Source organism: Paraburkholderia sp. BL17N1, assembly GCF_003634175.1.
GTDB lineage: Bacteria > Pseudomonadota > Gammaproteobacteria > Burkholderiales > Burkholderiaceae > Paraburkholderia.
The window spans coordinates 1,766,460-1,783,542 of the sequence record NZ_RBIW01000002.1 but is presented as its reverse complement, the minus strand read 5'-3'; the positions used below and the strand labels follow the sequence as shown (position 1 = coordinate 1,783,542).

Below are 17,083 nucleotides of genomic sequence, written 5' to 3'. Positions count from 1 at the left end.
ATGCGCGGGTCGTGTACGCAGCCCTGACATCGGACAAATCCGGGAACGCGCAGCAAGCAACCTGATAAAAAAGGGCGACCGGAGTCGCCCTGAATGGTCACGCAAAACACCTGCCCTGTCCCGATGGTGCGGACAACCGGAGGCCGTGTGCAGCAACCAAGTTGTTAAATTCGAACGGAACAGATGTTTGTAGCTCTTGAGCATCGCGGGCGAATTTATCCACAGAAATTGTTCAGAAGCCTGTGGATAACCACCCCACAACCGCCCCAACTCCTTGACGCAGAACCCATCTTGACCGCTGCGCGCAAACTGCGGAGAGCGAAGCACGGCGAGCGAACCGTTGAGCGAAACCGCCGAAGCGGCCGCACTCGTCATGCCAATCAAGCCGACTTCACCGCCGACCGCCCCGCCACCCGCATCAACGCAATCCGCTCGACCAGTGCGCCAAACAGCAGCCCGATCGTCGCCCACATAATCGCCTGCATGCCGAGCGCCGCGACGCGGAATTTCCACAGCAGCACCGCCGGGAAAGCCTCCGGCACTTCGTTGATCGCGGGCATCGACAACTGCACCGCCGCGATGATCACAATGAACACCACCGCCCCCACGATCGAGCCGTTCCACGCGCCAAGTTTCATCGCCGCACGGCGCCGCACCTTGAGCGAGAACACCATCGCCGCCAGCGAGATCGCAATCATCAGGAAGAACAGCCCCGTGCGCGTCCCGATCGTCTCAGGGTCGCCGACCGAGGGCGGGTTCGCCGGATACTTCAGATTCGGCACGATCGCGAGCGCAATGAACGCGCCAAGCGCAAGCCATGCGGACAACGCGCGCGGGCTCAACGCGCCCACTCGGCCATAAGCGTAAGCGAAGACCAGCGAGAACAAGCCGCCGAATGCCGCGCCGTAAGTCAGCACGCCAGTCAACAAGCCGATACCCCGCTGCGTGTCGCGGCTCACCATCTCAGGCTCGGGCGCCTCGCCTTTCGCGGCGTCGGCCTTTTCTTCGAATGAAATGGCCTGATTGACCTGCGGCTCGCCCACCACCCGCGCGAAGCCGAACGTGAGGAGTCCCGAGGCGATGCCTGCAAGCATCCCGCGTACCAACAATTTACCCACCATGGTCGACTCCGTTAGTGGCAGGGAAAGCCGAGCAGATGGCGGCCGTCGTGCACGAACTCATGCACGTACATGCCCGGCACCAGCGAGGTGGCACCCTGTTCCGCACCCACGAAGTAAAGCGCGAGCAGCAACAGCAAACCGCCGAACACGACCCAGGGCAGCAACTCGCGCAGCGGAATCGGCGTGGGTTGAGCAACAGGCTGATTGGCGGGATCGAAAACAGCTTCGGTCATGATGGACATCTCCTGGGGTAACGCGCCCCGATAGTCATTGCAGAGGATTGGTGCGAAGCTCAGGTCTGGCTTTCGGCTTGTGCTGCCGATTACAGTGGCGCGACCGCGCCGGGCTCTCACCGGCTTCCGCGCTTCGCAGTCCCGCTATTCTACGCGCTAAACTTCGGCACCCGGCAACGCAAAACACACGTTTCATGCCGCCGGCGTTGGGCTTCGGGACGTGGCTTGATAGGACATGAACGGAATGGACACAAGGCTGTTACTGGTCAGCCACGCATCGACCGCGGCCCAGCGCGCAGGCCGTTTTCCCGCCGACGATTCACTCGACGCCCGCGGCCTCGCCGAAGCCCAAACCCACGCCGCACGCTTGCGCCTGGCGATCGCGGAAGAGTCACCGGCTTTCGTCAGCCCGGCCGCCTGCGCGCGCGAAACGGCGACGGCGCTGGGCCTCACGGCGTCGGTCGACGCCGGCCTGGCGGATCTGAACTACGGCGCATGGCAAGGACGGCGGCTCGCCGACCTCGCCGCCGAAGCGCCGCAAGACGTCGCCGCATGGACGCGCGATCCGGACGCCGCGCCTCACGGCGGCGAGTCGTTCAGTCAACTCGTGAAACGGGTAGGAGGATGGCTCGAAGCGTTGTTGGACGGCGAGACGGATCGTGCATCGAGCAACGTGGTCGCCGTCACCCACGCGCCGGTGCTGCGGGCAGCGATCGTGTATACGCTCGGAACATCGCCCATCGTTTTTCCGCGCATTGAAATCGCGCCACTTTCGATCATCGAGTTGCGGCACTCGTCGCGCGGCTGGACATGGTGGCCGGCGACACACTAGCCGCTCTAGCCCGGCGGCTTACTTACCCGACACCACCAGACGCAGCTTGTTCGACCCGGTCGGCGTCAGTGTGATATCGGTCCGCTTACCCTTCGCGCCCAGATAAAAGTGCTGACGTCCCGGCGAATTCTGATCGTGCGTCGCGTCGGGCAGACACGATGCGACGTCCGCCGCGACAGCTTGCAGCGCGTCGGCATTCGATCCGGCGTCGTGATGCGGCGTCCACGTGCATTGATAGGCACCGTGACTCGCCGAACATTGCGCGTCGTCGCCGTAAGGTTGCGCGACGCCCTTGCCGTCGTCCGACGTCAATGAGGTGAGCCCGCCAGGGGCCGCCGCGACGATCCGCTTCAGGGATGTGCAAGGGCTAGGCGCATCGTCGGCATACGCACCGCCGGTCAGCAAAACGCCCAGCGACGCAGCGGCGAGCGCGGTGGCAAGCAATCGGGTTCTGTTCATGTCGGCGCGGTCCTTGAAGTCACTCGCAGGTACAAGCGCGGTAGCACGCTTCATACCCAGGAAGGCCGACTCCTCAAGACCGCGCTTCGGTCACCGTCATTACAATCCCGTACCGAATAGAGCCGCCAGCCCCTGCGCCGATCCGAAAATCCCCTTGGCATCGTGCCCGACACCATCGATCACAAACGTCCGATGCGTCGCCAATCCTTCGGGATGCCGCAACGCCATATAGCGCGTGTAAGCCAGGCCGCGCCCGAGCCGGTGTTCACCTTGCGTCAACGCGGCGCACGAGCGGTCGAGTGCCGGATGCTGCGGATCGCAATCCGCGCCGCCAAGCAGCACGGTCACGTCACGCTGCGCGTAACGCGCTTCGAGCGTGGCCGCTGAAGCCGCGTCGCGAGAGTAAGCGGGCAAATCCTCGAGCCCATACTTCCAGCGATTGAACGACGGACACCTCGCCCGATCGAATGCCGCAAACTCGCCGGACACAGCAGACGCAACCGGCCCAACCGGCCGCATTGCATCGAAGTACACATACGACGAAGGATTCGCGACCACATAGCGCAGCGCGATACCGCGCGCCGCGAGGGACGCCTCGTCTCGCGCTACCACTGCGTAGCGCTGCACGACCTGCGCGCCGCCCGAGTGTCCCGCGATCACCACCTCGGCGAGCGACGCGAACTGCTCGCGCGACGCCAGCGTGTCCACAATCGCGTCGAGCACATCGAACGAACTGATCGGCGCGGGACCTTCGGCGTTCTCGCCAGCCATCCAGCTCGTCCAGTCCCAATGCAACGTGGACGGCGGCAGTTCATGCGCGTCGACATCCGCGGTCGCGAGAAACTGCGGCACGATCAGCAGCGTATCGGCTACGCTGGCGCCGGCGAGTGCGCACGAACGCTGCGCGAGTTCGAAATACGTGTCGCCGTTGCGCAGGCGGCCATGAATCAGAATCACGGCGCGTTGGACATCGCGCGTCGGCGCGAGCCAATCGCCGTTGGAAAACACCGGCACCGTGCCGCTGCCGGCTCGCGTCGTGACGCTCAGATGCCGGCTCGCCACGACCGCGACCGGATGTTCATTCGGCGCGCGTTCGTCGTCTGTGATGAAAGGCTGGGTCATGCAATAGGCTCGTGGTCGATCAATGAGTGGCGGGTCTAGCCGCCGCGCCGCTCGACATGCGTCCGGCGCGCGTGAAGTACACCATCGCGAGCGACACGAAGCCGGCAAAAATCAGGTAAAACGCGGGCGTGAGGCTGCTGCCGGTCACGCGCGTCAAGCCGGTGATGGTGAGCGGCGCCATGCCGCCGAACAGCGTCACCGCAATGTTGTACGACAGCGCCACGCCCGCCGAACGGCTGCGCACGGGGAACAAGGTCGCGAGCATGCCGGGATGCGCGCCGGACATGGCGGCGAGGAACAGCGTCGCGATCATCTGCGCGATGAACAGGTGCCCCGGCGTCGGATTCGTCACGACGAAGTGATAAAGCGGATACACGCAGACCATCCACGCGATCACGATGGGATAGAACAGCCGGTATGCGCCATAACGATCGGCGAGCTTGCCGGACAGCGGAAACAGAAACAGATTCAGCACACCGGACACGAACGCGCCGAGCAACGCGGTGGACAACGGCAAATGCAATTGCCGTTCGACATACACCGAGAGATAGGAATGCCAGACATAATTTGTCGCCGCGCCGACGATAATCACACCCATCGCGCAAATCGCCGCGTCGCCGTTGTCGCGGAAGAACTGGCGGATCGTGACGCGCGGCGGTTTGTCCTTGTGTTCGAGCAGCCGCTCGAACTCCGGTGACTCGGCCACGCGATGCCGGATATAGAAGCCGAACGGCCCCGCCAGCGCGCCGAACAGAAACGGCAAACGCCAGCCCCACGCCACCAGTTGCTCATGCGTGAGCTGCGTGGTCAGCAGATAGCCGACGCCGGACGACAGCAGCAACGCGAACGCTTGCGCCGACATGTTGAAGCTGCCGTAAAACATCTTCTTGTGCGAGGGCGCGTACTCGACCAGCATCGCGGAAGCCGTCGCGAACTGTCCGCCCACGGATAGCCCTTGCAACAAGCGAGCAAGCACCACCAACAGCGGCGCAGCGATGCCGATGCTCGCATAGCCCGGCGTGAGACCCATCAGCAACGTGCTGGCCGCCATCGAAATGATCAGCAGCGAGAGCGCCTTGCGTCGCCCCGCGCGATCCGAGTAGATGCCGAGCAGAATGCCGCCGATCGGCCGCACGATAAAACCGACGGCAAACGTCGCAAGCGTCAGCATGATCGACACGAAGCCGCTGCCGCCGGGAAAGAACACTTGCGCGATGATCTTCGCGAAGTAGCCGTAGATCAGAAAGTCGAACCACTCGAGTCCATTGCCGAGCACGGAGGCGAAGATCGCGCGCCGCACCATCGACGGACTCAAGCTGTTCGGTGCATCGGCTCCAGCCGCGACACCGTCGCGCTGATTGAAGGCCGCTTCGCTCATTGCCCGCATCCCGAAGTGTTGAACATTGCTGACAACGCGCATACCGACGTCAACATGCGCGCACCGTCGTGCCCCACGCCCGGCACGATATGAAAGTGCTGCTTCAGGCCGTCTGGATGACGCGACTGGATATACCGGTAGTACGCTTCTGCGCGCGCCACGCGTTGCGGCCCTTGCGCTTCGGCTGCGCAGGTTCTGTCGAGCGCGCTCTGCTGCGGATCGTCATCAGCGCCGCCGACGAGGTAGTCGACCCGGCGCGACGCATAGATCGCTTCGAGTTGCGCGGGCGTGCGGTCGTCGAGATACGGCGGCCGGTTGTCCATGCCGTATTTCCATTGATTGAAGTCGGGACATTGCGCGACATCGAACGGCGCGGCAATACCTTGCGCGTCAGGCCGTTGCGCATCGAAATACGCATACGTGGACGGGCTCGCCACCAAGTAACGCACGTCGATGCCTTCGCCGGTCAACGCGGCGATATTACGCGCCGCGACGGCGTAACGCTGCACGACCTGGCCGCCGCCCGAATGCCCGGCGAACACCACATGCCGCAGATTGGGGAACAGCTTGCGATCGGCGAGACGCGCGACGATCGCATCGAGCACCTCGTACGAACTGATCGGCAGCGGCGCGCGCGCCGCTTCGCCGCCCATCCAGGCGTCGCCGGTCCAGCGCAGGAGATCGGCGGGCTCGTCGTGTACGCGCGTGTCGAGCGTGGCGAGGAACTGCGGCGCGATCAGCAGCGTAGCGTCGGGGTCCGCATGCGCGGCATCGCGAGCATTCTGTGCGGTGCGAAAGTACACGTCCGCATTGCGCAGCTTGCCGTGAATCACGATGACCGCGCGCGTCACCTGCGGCTGCGCAACGTTCCAATCCTTCGACAGATACAGCGGGAATTGCGCTTGCCCTTGCGGCGTGTCGAGCGTGAAGCGCGTGTTGGAGATCGTCGCCACCGGCTTCAGATGCGGCTCGTAAGCATGGACCGCGAACGCGGATTGCGCAAACGTCATCAGCACTGCCGCGCCTGTCGACATACACAACGCCGCAATACGTCGTGAACGATTCAAAGTCATGCAGCTTGCTCCTGATCGCCGTGCACAGTCTTGAACGCGGCGCATCGTCAAATCCGTCGTAGAGAAACCGAATACTCGGAACCGGAGGCGAATACCGACCGTCACACCGGCCTGGTTCGGACGGAATGCGATGGACGAGATCGTAGGAGCGGACATGGTAAATGTAAAATACCTGTTTCATGCACCATTCATATTTAGTATGTATGGCATCGAACCGGCCTTCATGTGCTGGTGAGGAGACGAAACACCATGGAGCTGCGGCATCTGCGTTACTTTCTGACGGTCGCCGAAGAAGGCCAGTTCACGCGCGCGGCAGAAAGGCTAGCCATGCAACAGCCGCCGCTCTCGCAGCAGATTCGAACGCTGGAAGAAGAGATCGGTTTCGAACTCTTTGTGCGCATGCCGCGCGGCGTCACCTTGACGCCGGCCGGTCAGGCCTTTGCGGAAGACGCGCAACGCTTGCTGAAAAATCTGCAGCAGTCCGTCGAAAGGGCGAGCCGGATTGCGCGTGGAGAACTCGGCACGATTTCCATCGGCCTGACCAGTTCCGCGTCGTTCCATCCATTCACGACCGAGGCGATCCGCGCGTTTCGCGCGGTCTGCCCCGAAGTCGCCGTGGACCTCGCCGAGTTCAACGCGGCGGAGATCATCGAGCGTCTGGCTGCGGGCCAGATTCAGGCGGCGTTTCTACGCAAGCCGGTCGACGCCCGCGAGGGCGTGGCGTTCGAGTTGCTGCTCGACGAACCGATGGTCGTGGTGTTGCCGGTGGGTCATCCGTTGCTCAAGGGCAGGAAGCGGCCGCAAGTGTCGCTGAAAGCGTTGGCGCACGAAGACTTCATTCTGGTCCGCCGTCCGGGCGCACCCGGCATGTATGCCGACATCCTCGCCGCTTGCCGGCAAGCGGGCTTCGTCCCGCGCATTGCCCGCGAAGTGCCGCGCATGGTGTCGGGCATCAACCTCGTGGCGGCGGGTCTGGGCGTGACCTTGGTGCCCGCTTCCATGCAGCGTTACGACCAGGTGGGCACCGTGTACTGCACGCTCGCGGACCCTTCGAAACTCAGCGCGCCGCTGCACCTTGCCTATCCCGCGGCACTGCACAACAGCGCGGCCACGCGCTTCATTCAACTGGTGAAGGAGCGCGCCGGCGCATGAATCCGTCAACCGGCACGGATTTTGCATTCTCGCCGTACCGGCTGAATAACCAACAGCCATCCATCGACGTCAAATACGCTACGCCATGTCAAACAGACAAGCCGCCGACAAGCCGGCCCGCCTTTCCTCAGGAATCGATGGAATCGACGACATCCTGGGAGGCGGTCTCACGCCCCATCGCATGTACCTTGTGGAAGGTGCGCCCGGTACAGGTAAAACTACCTTGGCCTTGCAATTCTTACTCAAGGGAGTCGAAGAGGGACAGAGAGGTTTGTACATCACGCTCTCCGAGACCCGCGCCGAACTGATCGCGGTAGCTGAAAGCCACGGCTGGGATATCAACGGCTTCAACATTCTCGAGCTGGTTTCGGACGAAGGTCTCGACCCGCAGTACGAGCAGACCGTGCTGCACCCGGCCGAGGTCGAACTTGGCGAGACGGTGCGCAACGTCATCCAGCAGGTCGAGGAACTGAAACCCTCGCGCATCGTGCTAGACAGTCTCTCCGAATTGCGTCTGCTGTCGCAGAACCCGCTGCGTTACCGGCGGCAGATTCTCGCGCTCAAGCGCTATTTCGCCACCCGAGAATGCACGGTGCTGCTGCTCGACGACAATTCTTCCGAGCCCGGTGACGTTCAACTGCACAGCATCGCGCACGGCGTGGTCAGTCTGGACAATCTGGTGCGCGACTATGGCGGCAACCGGCGGCGCACGCGCATCGCCAAAATGCGCGGCATCAAGTTCCGCGAGGGCTACCACGACCTGACGCTCGACACCGGCGGCATCCGCGTGTATCCGCGCCTTGTCGCGGCGGAACACCACGCGCAGTTCGAGACCGAGGCGGTCAGCACCGGCACGCAGGGACTCGACGCGTTGCTCGGCGGCGGTCTGATCCCCGGCACCAATGCGCTGATGATCGGCCCTTCGGGCGTCGGCAAGACCACTACGGTGGTGTCGTGCCTGATCGCCGCGCTCGAACGTGGCGAGCGCTGCGTCTACTACGTATTCGACGAGACCCTCGTCACGTTGACGATCCGCTGCGCGACGCTCGGCATGCATCTGGCGCCGCACGTCGAAAGCGGTCTGCTGACGCTGCGGCAGATCGATCCGGCGGAGATCTCGCCCGGTGAATTCGCCAGCGATGTCCGCCGCTCTGTCGAGCAGGACGGCGCGCGCTTTGTCGCGATAGACAGTCTGAACGCCTATCTGCAGGCAATGCCGGGCGAGCGCTATCTGCTGCTGCAAATGCACGAACTGCTCGGCTATCTGAACCAGCAAGGCGTGATCACGATGCTCGTGCTGGGGCAGCACGGCATCATCGGCGAGGTACAGACCGATATCGACATCAGCTACCTGAGCGACGTGGTGGTGCTGTTCCGCTACTTCGAACACCACGGCGAAGTGCTCACCGCCGTGACGGCCGTAAAGAGCCGCGCCAATGCTCACGAGCGCTCGATCCGCCAGTTCCGGCTCGGCAGCAATGGCGTGGAAGTCGGCGAGGCGTTGCGCGACTTCGAAGGTGTGCTCTCCGGACTGCCGGCTTATCGCGGCAGCACTACACTGCTCGGTGCGACGAACCGCGTCCTCGACACGTCCGGGCAGTAAGCCATGGAGCAACGCGTCCTTATTCTTGCGCCGTTTGGCCGCGACGCCGATGTGATTGCCGAAGTGCTGCACAAAGATCAACGCCTCTGCGTGGCATGCCGCGATGCCGACGCGCTCACCGCTGAACTCGACGCCGGTGCGGGCGCCGCGTTGATCGCAGAAGAAGCGCTCGCGGGCAACCATGCGGCCCGGTTGTTCGAATGGCTGGAACAGCAGCCCGCGTGGTCGGATTTCCCGTTTATTCTGCTCGCCGCCTCACGCGTCGGACATCGCTCGGAACGCGGCCTCGAAGTGCTCGAACGGCTCGGCAACGTTGTCGTGCTCGAACGTCCGCTGAATTCGGAGACGCTGCGGCGCGCGGTGGCCTCGTCGTTGCGGGCGCGCGCGCGGCAGTATGAATCGCGCCGCCATCTCGCCGAGCGGATCGAAGCGCAAGAAGCACTGGTGCAGTTGAACGACTCGCTGGAAAGCCGTATTGCCGAACGTACTCAGGAACTCGCCTCCGCCAACAACCGGCTGATGATGGAAATTCACGAGCGCGCCAAAGTCCAGGCGGTGCTCGTGCAATCGCAGAAAATGGAGGCGCTTGGGCAACTCACCGGCGGCATCGCGCACGACTTCAATAATCTGCTGAACGTCATCATGGTGAACGCCGAGCTGATCGCGCGAGTAACCAGCGACGAGCGCCTTCGCAGCATGGCCGCCACCGTCAAGCGCGCGACCGAGCGCGGCGCGAAACTAACGGGACAGTTGCTGACTTTCTCGCGCAACAGCAACCTCGATCTGAAAGCGGTGGACGTGGTGGCGCTGCTGCAAGGCATGCGCGACATCATTACGGTGTCGCTCGGATCGAGCATCCGTTATACGAACGAGTTCGAAGGCCAAGAGATGTGGACTCAGGCCGACGCCAATCAGCTCGAACTGGCCATTCTCAATCTCGCCATCAACGCGCGCGACGCCATGCCGGGCGGCGGCCAGCTCGGCATTCGCGTGAAGCAGCGCGAGGCGCCCGATCAGACACTCGCCGAAGGCCGCTACGTAGTGGTCGAAGTCGCCGATACCGGTTCGGGTGTGCCGCCCGATGTAGTGTCGCGCGTGTTCGATCCGTTCTTCACCACCAAGCCGATCGGCAAGGGAACGGGACTCGGCTTGAGCCAGGTCTACGGCATTGCGAGGCAGGCCGGCGGCACCGCGCGTCTGTTCAGCGAGGAAGGCGTGGGCACCACCGTCGAGCTCTGGCTGCCGTTGCGCGAACGCGTGGCGCCGCAGGCCGAAGCGGCGTCGAATGCGGAAGCGAACGTGATCGGCGAAAAACGCGTGCTGGTGGTCGAAGACGACAGCGAAGTGCGCGCCATGCTGGTTGAGTCGCTGAGAATGCTCGGCTACACGGTGACCGAAGCCGCCGACGGACGCGCGGGCCTGAACCGTTTGCAGGACGACAAACCGGACCTGCTGATGGTGGACTTCGCGATGCCCGGCATGAACGGAATCGACGTGATCGCCGAGGCGCGCAAGATGCGCGAGGATTTGCCCGTGATCCTGGCAACGGGCTATGCGGACGTGGACATCTCCGGGCTGGCGGTGAAGCGCTGCACGATTTTGCGCAAGCCTTTCCAGCTGGACGATCTGGCGCGGACGGTCAGGCTCGGGCTCGCGGCCTGAGTCACGCCGACGTAACGAACCTGCGCGCATGCCGATGCGCCCAGCCGTGCCGTATCGTCATAAAAAATTCCAGAATCAATAGTTTGCTAACGAATTTTTTAGAAATACAATACCGGCCATGTCGAATCTCGATGCCTTGCGCCGGACAGTCAGCAGCACGCTGGTCGTCGCCGCCCGAAAATGGCGGCGCACGAGCCACGGCGTGCTCGCGGCCTTCAATGTTTCCGAGGCGTGCGCCACGCCGCTCCTGACCGCCAGCCGGCTCGGCGCGGCCGTGCGCCAGGTCACGCTCGCCGATCACATCGGTATTGAAGGGCCTTCGCTCGTGCGGCTGCTCGATCAACTGTGCGCTGCGGGCCTGATGCGTCGCGACGAAGACCCCGAAGACCGGCGCGCGAAGACCGTGGTGCTCACCGAAGAAGGCCGCGCCGTCACCGCGAAAATGGAAGAAGAACTGGTCACGCTGCGGGCGCAAGCGTTGAAAGGCGTCTCGCGCAGCGACCTGGAAGCCACTTTGCGCGTGCTGGCCGCGTTCACGGCCGACGCCGGCGAGCACGCCGATCAGAGCAGCGATCACAGCGGCGATCCGGCGTAACGGTTGATGGTCTACCCTTCCCTTCGCGACTGGCTGTTCTCCGTCAAGACATTTGCCGCGGCGATGATCGCGCTCTACATCGGCCTCGCGCTCGAACTGCCGCGGCCTTATTGGGCGATGGCGACCGTCTACATCGTGTCGAATCCGTTTGTCGGCGCCACGCGTTCGAAGGCGCTCTATCGTGCGCTCGGCACCATGCTCGGCGCTTCGGCAGCCGTGCTGCTGGTGCCGCCCTTCGTCGAATCGCCGTATCTGTTCAGCGTAATCGTCGCGCTATGGACCGGCACGATGCTGTATCTGGCAGTGTCCGACCGCACCGCGCGCAGCTACGTGTTCCTGCTGGCCGGCTATACGATGCCGATTATCGCGCTGCCTTCGGTGACCAATCCGGGCGGCGTGTTCGACCTCGCGGTCAGCCGCACCGAGGAGATCACGCTGGGCATTGTCTGCGCGAGCATTGTTGGCAGCGCGCTGTTTCCGAGCCGGCTTGCACCGACGATCATCAATCAGACTGACGCATGGTTTCGCGACGCCGCGTTCTATGCAACCGAAACGCTTTCTGGACGAATTGCCGGTTCGGTCATTTCGGGTGCGCGGCAACGCATCGCGGCCACCATCAATGGCCTTGAATTGCTGCTCAGCCAGTTGGCCTACGATCACACGCGGCCCGACATATTGGCGCGCGCACACGAACTGCGCGGGCGCATGCAGTTGCTGCTGCCGATCATGTCGTCGCTCGCCGATCCGCTGATCGCGCTTTATAACAGCGGCCGGCAGACGTGGCCCGACGGGCTGGAGAGCCTGCTCGCCGATGTCATCAAATGGTTCAACGAGCCGATGCCCACCGTGAGCGAAGGCTATCACCCGGACCCGACGGCCGATGCATTGCGTGCGCGCATCGCGGCAATGCAGCCACCGCCGTCGGCGCTCGCGGGCTGGGATGGCGCGCTGCTCTCGAACGCGTTGTGGCGTATGAAACAGGTGATCGATGTCTGGCAGGACTGCCGCTCGCTGCGCATCATCATCACACGGGAGGAAGGCTCGTGGCGTCCACGCTTCCGTCATTGGCGGCTGGGCGGTACAGAGCGCTTCTACGATCGCGGCATCATGCTGTTCTCCACGGGCACGGCCGCGGCGGCCGTGGTTCTCGCGTGCAGTTTGTGGATCGGCTCGGGGTGGAACGACGGAGCGAGCGCAGTCACGCTCGCGGCCGTGGCATGCTGCTTCTTCGCCGCGCTCGACGAGCCCGCGCCGTTCATCTTCCGCTTTTTCGTGGCGACCGCCATCAGCGTGGTGGCGGCGGGCGTCTACCTGTTCGTCGTGCTGCCGCATGTGCATGACTTTCCCTTGCTGGTGATCATGTTCGCCGCGCCGTTCATCTTCGTCGGCACACTGATTCCGCGCCCGCAGTTCAACCTGGCCACGGTGCTGGTCGCCGTGAACACGGCCACTTTCATCAGCATTCAGGACGCCTACGACGCCAATTTTCTGGTCTTCCTGAACAGCAATCTCGCGGGCCTCGCCGGCTTGCTTTATGCGTATCTGTGGACGCGCGCGACACGCCCGTTCGGCGCCGAACTCACGGCGTCCCGCCTGTTGCGTTCGAGCTGGGCCGATGTGGCGCTCACGGCATCGACACGGCCGATCGAAGATCCCCGCAATCTCGCTGCGCGCATGCTCGACCGCCTGATGCAGTTGATCCCGCGACTCGCCGCGACCGACGACCGTCGTCATCCGTCGATCGAAAGCTTTCGCGATCTGCGCATTGGCCTCAACGCGCTCGATCTGCGCCGCCTGACCCCCAATCTGGGCGGCGACGCGCCGGCCGCGATCGATCACGTGCTCGACGACGTGCGTCAGTACTATGAAAGCTGCGTCGACCGCCGCAAGCGCGAGCCGGTGCCGGAGAGCCTGATGTCGTCGATCGACGCCGCCGTGGCGAGTGTCACCGCACAGGGCCTCGCCAACGCCGGCGCGCCGAGCCCAAGCGCGCAGACCTCGGCGCGCCGGTTGCGCGAAGCGCTGCACGCGCTGGTCGGCTTGCGTCTTTCGCTGTTTCCGGCCACGCTGACAACACCCACGCCGCCCGAACCGGAGGCCGCAGCCTGATGCGCTCATGCCGTTGGCCATTTCCTTTCCTCTTGCCCACCTCCCGCGATGATCGGTGAAATCGATATTTTCGGCGTGTTCGTGCCGGCCGTGCTCGTGCTGATGTTGGTCGCGTATCTGATCAACCTGGTCATTCGCACGGTGCTCGCGCGCGTCGGCTTTTACCGCTTCGTCTGGCATCGCTCCATCTTCGATCTTGGCATCTATGTGCTGGTGCTGGGCCTTGTCGTTGTCGTTTCACACAGACTAATAACGTGAAAAAAACCTGGTTCTCCGTCGGTCAAATTCTGCTGACCCTGATCGTCGTCGTCGCCGCGGCCCTCGTGCTGTGGAAACTGGTTGGCTATTACATGTTCGCGCCGTGGACTCGCGACGGACACGTGCGCGCCGACGTGATCCAGGTCGCACCGGACATCTCGGGACTGATTTCGTCGGTCGAGGTGGTGGACAACCAGCAGGTCAAGCAAGGCCAGGTGCTGTTCGTCATCGATCAAGCCCGCTACACGCTCGCGCTGCGCCAGGCGCAGGCGACCGCGCAACAACGCCGCGCCACGCTCGACCAGGCGCGCCGCGAAGACGCGCGCAACCGCAAGCTCGGCAACCTGGTCGCGGCGGAAGTGGCAGAAGAAAGCCGCTCGCGCGTCGAGGCTGGCGAAGCCGCGCTCGCCGATGCGAACGTGGCGATCGACACCGCGAAGCTGAATCTGCAACGCGCCACGATCACGAGCCCGGTCGACGGCTATCTGAACGACCGCGCGCCGCGCGTCGGCGAATATGTCGCGGCGGGGCGCGCGGTGGTCTCGGTGGTCGATATGCATTCGTTCCGTGTTGACGGGTATTTTGAGGAAACCAAGCTGGGTGGCATCGACATCGGCCAGCCGGTCGATATCAAGGTGATGGGCGAACCGGCGGTGTTGCGCGGACATGTGCAGAGTATCGTCGCCGCGATCGAGGATCGGGACCGCACGCAAGGTTCGAATCTGCTGCCGAATGTGAATCCGGCTTTCAGTTGGGTGCGTCTCGCGCAACGGATTCCAGTGCGTGTGGCGCTCGATGAAGTGCCCGCGGACTTCCGCATGATCGCGGGGCGGACGGCGACTGTGTCGGTGCGTGATCTGTCGCCTGTCGGGAAGAAGCATCCAGATGCGGGCGCGTCGGGGGCGGTGGCGGCTTCTTCATCCGCGTCGGCTACGTCTGCTGTTTCGACTGGCCCGGCTGGTTCGGCTGCACAGCCGGCGCCGGCGGCGGTCTCGTCATCGGGCGCCTCGCAATGAAGCTGTCGCGCACCCTGCCCTTATTGCCGTTGCTGCCATTGGCCGTTGCGCTCAATGGATGCATGAACGTCGGTCCCAACTACGCGTTGCCGCAACAGGCGTTGATCAACGCACCGCTCGCCAACACGCCGATCGAAGGCGCGGATACCTCGCTGACCACGCGCCAGAACGTGCCCCCCGTGTGGTGGAAACTGTACGACGATCCGGTACTGAACCGGCTCGTCGACGAAGCGCTGCAATCGAATACCGACTTGCGCGTCGCGGCGGCCAATCTCGCGCGTTCGCGTGAAGCGTTGGGCGTGGCGCAGGCGCAGGGCGGTTTTTCCGGCAAGAGTTCGGTGGCGATCGAACGCGCGCAGGAATCCGCCGAGCAATACCTGCTCACCGAAAAGCTGCCGGTCGTCAACGAAGGCGACATCGGCATCAGCATCTCGTATGAAATCGATCTGTTCGGCAAGCTGCGGCGCGGCGTGGAAGCGGCGCAAGCGGACACCGAGTCGGTACAAGCCGCGGCCGATCTCGCGCGAATCACCGTGGTGGCGGACGTGGTGCGCTCTTACGTGGAGCAATGTTCGGCCGCCGAGGAACTCAGGATCGCGCAACAATCGCTGGCGCTGCAGAAACAGCGCGTGGACGTCTCGCGCCGCCTGCGCGATGCAGGCCGCGGCAATCAACCCGACGTGACGCGTGGGCAGACCCAGGTCGATACGTTGTCGGCGGATATTCCGCGTTATACGGCGCGCCGCAAGATCGCGCAGTACCGGCTCGCGGCGCTGCTCGCGCGCGCGCCTTCGGATCTGCCGCCGGCCGTGCTCGCTTGCGACAGGCTGCCGCAACTCCGCCAGCCGGTTCCCGTCGGCGACGGCGCTGCGCTACTTAAACGCCGACCGGATGTGCGCGAGGCCGAGCGTCAATTGGCGGCATCCACGGCGCGGATCGGCGTCGCCACCGGGGCGCTGTATCCGACGGTGAGCATCGGGGCGTCGGCGGGGTTGACCGGCGTTCTGGAAGACCTCGGCACGTCGCCCACGGCGCGTTGGGGCTTCGGTCCGCTAATCAGTTGGCAGTTTCCCACGAACGGCGCGCGTGGGCGCGTGCGTGAAGCGCAGGCATCGAGCCAGGTGGCGTTGGCAAAGTTCGACGGTGTGGTATTGACCGCGTTGCGCGAAACTGAAACAAGTCTCGCGACCTATTCGTCGGATTACGCCCGCGCCGATGCGCTGCGTGCCGCGGTCAAGTCGGCGACAGAGTCGGCGGATGAAACGCATCGGCTGTATCGCGCGGGACGTGAGTCGTTTATTTCGGATCTGGATGCGACGCGCACGTTGACGTCCACGAAGTCTCAGGCTGCGGCCGCGGACGGCCAGGTGGCGATCGATCAGGTGAACCTGTTCCTCGCGCTCGGCGGCGGTTGGGAAGTTGATCCGCAGAACGCTTCTGTTTGTTCCAAGCCTGCGGTCGCGGTGCCGGTCAAGGCGACGCCAACGGCTGCGGCAACGAAAGCGCCTTAAACGCCCTTGATCTGATTGTCCAATGCGGACCCCTCATCAGGCGACCGCCTTGGACAACCCCGCTTGCCGATCTGTCTAGCGCGGCGACACCACTTCACACGCACACTCACGCGCGCGCACATTCCGCACTTCCGTCTTCGAATCGCGAGCGATCCGCGCGACCAACATCTTCCGCACGCGCGTAGCCGCGCATGAAAATATTGAGGGCCGCAAAGCGATGCTCCGGCCATGCACACACGTCTGGTGGCGACGCGCGCTCAGTTTACGAATTATTTTTGATTGCCTTTCTTTTGCCTTTCAATTCAGGTTAAATACACGTCACCAACCACTCATTACGGGGACATGTATGTCGCAATTCATGAAAAGCGCAGCCACGCTCGGCGGCTGCATCGGCATCTTTACGGCGGTCGTCGCCGTGGTGGAATTGCTGGCAGGTTGAGCGTGCGCAGCAGACTCTTTCGTTAGGGGTGAACGCGAAACTCGTCGGCGGCGTTATGCGGGGCGGCGCTTTGCCGCCGCCTGGTGGATTGCCGCCCGCACCCTCGGATAGGTGCCGCAACGGCACACGATGTGCGACATTGCCCTGTCGATGTCCGCGTCGGTCGGCTTGGGAATGTGCTTGAGCAGCGCGCAGGCCGCCATCAATTGTGCGCTCTGGCAATAGCCGCACTGCACCACGTCGAGATCGATCCACGCAGCCTTCAACGCTTGTGCTTCCGGACCCTGCAAACCCTCAATGGTCGTGATCTTCTGCGTGTGCAGGCTCGACATGAGCGTCTGACAGGCGAAGTTCGGTTCGCCGTCCACATGGATCGTACAGGTGCCGCAAATACCCACGCCACAGCCGAACTTGGTGCCCGTCATGCCGAGCTCGCAACGCAGCACCCACAGAAGCGGCATGTCCGGCTCGCTCTGTACCGCCACTGCCCGGCCGTTGATGTTCAGCGATCCCATGACTG

General features: G+C 63.7%; 16 protein-coding genes and 1 riboswitch. Of the genes, 9 read left to right on the top strand and 7 right to left on the bottom strand.

The window, feature by feature from the left end; genetic code table 11:
• Positions 1–380 precede the first annotated feature (380 nt).
• Both B0G82_RS27920 and B0G82_RS27915 read right to left on the bottom strand, forming a co-directional pair.
• Positions 381–1,121, bottom strand: coding sequence for a CbtA family protein (locus tag B0G82_RS27920; protein WP_121309731.1), 741 nt, complete (start codon positions 1,119–1,121; stop codon positions 381–383).
• Between the two features lie 11 nt (positions 1,122–1,132).
• Positions 1,133–1,354, bottom strand: coding sequence for a CbtB-domain containing protein (locus tag B0G82_RS27915; RefSeq protein ID WP_012428410.1), 222 nt, complete (start codon positions 1,352–1,354; stop codon positions 1,133–1,135).
• Between the two features lie 38 nt (positions 1,355–1,392).
• Positions 1,393–1,535, bottom strand: a riboswitch (cobalamin riboswitch).
• Positions 1,536–1,598: 63 nt separating this feature from the next.
• Here B0G82_RS27915 and B0G82_RS27910 point away from each other — a divergent pair.
• Positions 1,599–2,186 (top strand): histidine phosphatase family protein, encoded by a 588-nt coding sequence (locus tag B0G82_RS27910; protein ID WP_121309730.1) that lies wholly within the window; start codon positions 1,599–1,601, stop codon positions 2,184–2,186.
• Positions 2,187–2,204: 18 nt separating this feature from the next.
• On the opposite strand, the gene B0G82_RS27905 is transcribed toward B0G82_RS27910, so the two are convergent.
• From B0G82_RS27905 to B0G82_RS27890, 4 genes are all read right to left on the bottom strand, one after another.
• Positions 2,205–2,645 carry a hypothetical protein gene (locus B0G82_RS27905; protein ID WP_121310884.1) on the bottom strand — a complete coding sequence of 147 codons (441 nt, stop codon included), beginning with the start codon at positions 2,643–2,645 and terminating at the stop codon, positions 2,205–2,207.
• Between the two features lie 99 nt (positions 2,646–2,744).
• Positions 2,745–3,767 (bottom strand): alpha/beta hydrolase, encoded by a 1,023-nt coding sequence (locus tag B0G82_RS27900; protein ID WP_121309729.1) that lies wholly within the window; start codon positions 3,765–3,767, stop codon positions 2,745–2,747.
• 19 nt (positions 3,768–3,786) lie between these two features.
• Positions 3,787–5,145 (bottom strand): MFS transporter, encoded by a 1,359-nt coding sequence (locus B0G82_RS27895; protein WP_121309728.1) that lies wholly within the window; start codon positions 5,143–5,145, stop codon positions 3,787–3,789.
• Positions 5,142–6,218 carry an alpha/beta hydrolase gene (locus B0G82_RS27890; protein WP_121309727.1) on the bottom strand — a complete coding sequence of 359 codons (1,077 nt, stop codon included), beginning with the start codon at positions 6,216–6,218 and terminating at the stop codon, positions 5,142–5,144. Before B0G82_RS27890 ends, B0G82_RS27895 begins: the two co-directional genes overlap by 4 nt.
• 249 nt (positions 6,219–6,467) lie before the next feature.
• Between B0G82_RS27890 and B0G82_RS27885 the strand changes: the two genes are divergently transcribed.
• The 8 genes from B0G82_RS27885 (at position 6,468) to B0G82_RS27850 (ending at position 16,124) form a co-directional block, all read left to right on the top strand.
• A complete protein-coding gene (locus tag B0G82_RS27885) occupies positions 6,468–7,370 on the top strand; it encodes a LysR family transcriptional regulator (protein WP_121309726.1) in 903 nt (300 codons plus the stop codon).
• Positions 7,371–7,455: 85 nt separating this feature from the next.
• The gene (locus B0G82_RS27880) at positions 7,456–8,973 is read left to right on the top strand and encodes an ATPase domain-containing protein (RefSeq protein ID WP_121309725.1); all 1,518 of its coding nucleotides are present in this window, start codon (positions 7,456–7,458) and stop codon (positions 8,971–8,973) included.
• A gap of 3 nt (positions 8,974–8,976) precedes the next feature.
• Positions 8,977–10,635, top strand: a complete 1,659-nt coding sequence (locus tag B0G82_RS27875; protein WP_121309724.1) for an ATP-binding protein — start codon at positions 8,977–8,979, stop codon at positions 10,633–10,635.
• Between the two features lie 118 nt (positions 10,636–10,753).
• Positions 10,754–11,230, top strand: a complete 477-nt coding sequence (locus B0G82_RS27870) for a MarR family transcriptional regulator (protein ID WP_116147213.1) — start codon at positions 10,754–10,756, stop codon at positions 11,228–11,230.
• Between the two features lie 6 nt (positions 11,231–11,236).
• On the top strand, positions 11,237–13,339 hold the full coding sequence (locus B0G82_RS27865; RefSeq protein WP_116147211.1) for an FUSC family protein: 2,103 nt from the start codon (positions 11,237–11,239) through the stop codon (positions 13,337–13,339).
• 48 nt (positions 13,340–13,387) lie between these two features.
• Complete coding sequence (locus B0G82_RS27860) at positions 13,388–13,597, top strand: DUF1656 domain-containing protein (protein WP_116122375.1); 210 nt, start codon at positions 13,388–13,390, stop codon at positions 13,595–13,597.
• Positions 13,594–14,613 carry an HlyD family secretion protein gene (locus B0G82_RS27855; protein WP_121309723.1) on the top strand — a complete coding sequence of 340 codons (1,020 nt, stop codon included), beginning with the start codon at positions 13,594–13,596 and terminating at the stop codon, positions 14,611–14,613. Before B0G82_RS27860 ends, B0G82_RS27855 begins: the two co-directional genes overlap by 4 nt.
• Entirely contained in the window at positions 14,610–16,124 is a 1,515-nt protein-coding gene (locus B0G82_RS27850; RefSeq protein ID WP_121309722.1) for an efflux transporter outer membrane subunit, read from the top strand. The genes B0G82_RS27855 and B0G82_RS27850 overlap by 4 nt, the downstream gene beginning before the upstream one ends.
• 492 nt (positions 16,125–16,616) lie before the next feature.
• Here B0G82_RS27850 and B0G82_RS27845 read toward each other — a convergent pair whose 3' ends face one another.
• On the bottom strand, positions 16,617–17,078 hold the full coding sequence (locus B0G82_RS27845) for a (2Fe-2S)-binding protein (RefSeq protein WP_121309721.1): 462 nt from the start codon (positions 17,076–17,078) through the stop codon (positions 16,617–16,619).
• Positions 17,079–17,083: the final 5 nt, after the last annotated feature.

What these genes read in the sequence shown, in the direction of transcription:
- B0G82_RS27880 (WP_121309725.1), top strand. Translation starts at nt 7,456, where the DNA reads ATGTCAAACAGACAAGCCGCCGACAAGCCGGCCCGCCTTTCCTCAGGA.
- B0G82_RS27845 (WP_121309721.1), bottom strand. Translation starts at nt 17,078, where the DNA reads ATGGGATCGCTGAACATCAACGGCCGGGCAGTGGCGGTACAGAGCGAG.
- B0G82_RS27890 (WP_121309727.1), bottom strand. Translation starts at nt 6,218, where the DNA reads ATGACTTTGAATCGTTCACGACGTATTGCGGCGTTGTGTATGTCGACA.
- B0G82_RS27905 (WP_121310884.1), bottom strand. Translation starts at nt 2,645, where the DNA reads ATGAACAGAACCCGATTGCTTGCCACCGCGCTCGCCGCTGCGTCGCTG.
- B0G82_RS27920 (WP_121309731.1), bottom strand. Translation starts at nt 1,121, where the DNA reads ATGGTGGGTAAATTGTTGGTACGCGGGATGCTTGCAGGCATCGCCTCG.
- B0G82_RS27900 (WP_121309729.1), bottom strand. Translation starts at nt 3,767, where the DNA reads ATGACCCAGCCTTTCATCACAGACGACGAACGCGCGCCGAATGAACAT.
- B0G82_RS27910 (WP_121309730.1), top strand. Translation starts at nt 1,599, where the DNA reads ATGGACACAAGGCTGTTACTGGTCAGCCACGCATCGACCGCGGCCCAG.
- B0G82_RS27870 (WP_116147213.1), top strand. Translation starts at nt 10,754, where the DNA reads ATGTCGAATCTCGATGCCTTGCGCCGGACAGTCAGCAGCACGCTGGTC.
- B0G82_RS27895 (WP_121309728.1), bottom strand. Translation starts at nt 5,145, where the DNA reads ATGAGCGAAGCGGCCTTCAATCAGCGCGACGGTGTCGCGGCTGGAGCC.
- B0G82_RS27875 (WP_121309724.1), top strand. Translation starts at nt 8,977, where the DNA reads ATGGAGCAACGCGTCCTTATTCTTGCGCCGTTTGGCCGCGACGCCGAT.
- B0G82_RS27885 (WP_121309726.1), top strand. Translation starts at nt 6,468, where the DNA reads ATGGAGCTGCGGCATCTGCGTTACTTTCTGACGGTCGCCGAAGAAGGC.
- B0G82_RS27865 (WP_116147211.1), top strand. Translation starts at nt 11,237, where the DNA reads ATGGTCTACCCTTCCCTTCGCGACTGGCTGTTCTCCGTCAAGACATTT.
- B0G82_RS27850 (WP_121309722.1), top strand. Translation starts at nt 14,610, where the DNA reads ATGAAGCTGTCGCGCACCCTGCCCTTATTGCCGTTGCTGCCATTGGCC.
- B0G82_RS27860 (WP_116122375.1), top strand. Translation starts at nt 13,388, where the DNA reads ATGATCGGTGAAATCGATATTTTCGGCGTGTTCGTGCCGGCCGTGCTC.
- B0G82_RS27915 (WP_012428410.1), bottom strand. Translation starts at nt 1,354, where the DNA reads ATGACCGAAGCTGTTTTCGATCCCGCCAATCAGCCTGTTGCTCAACCC.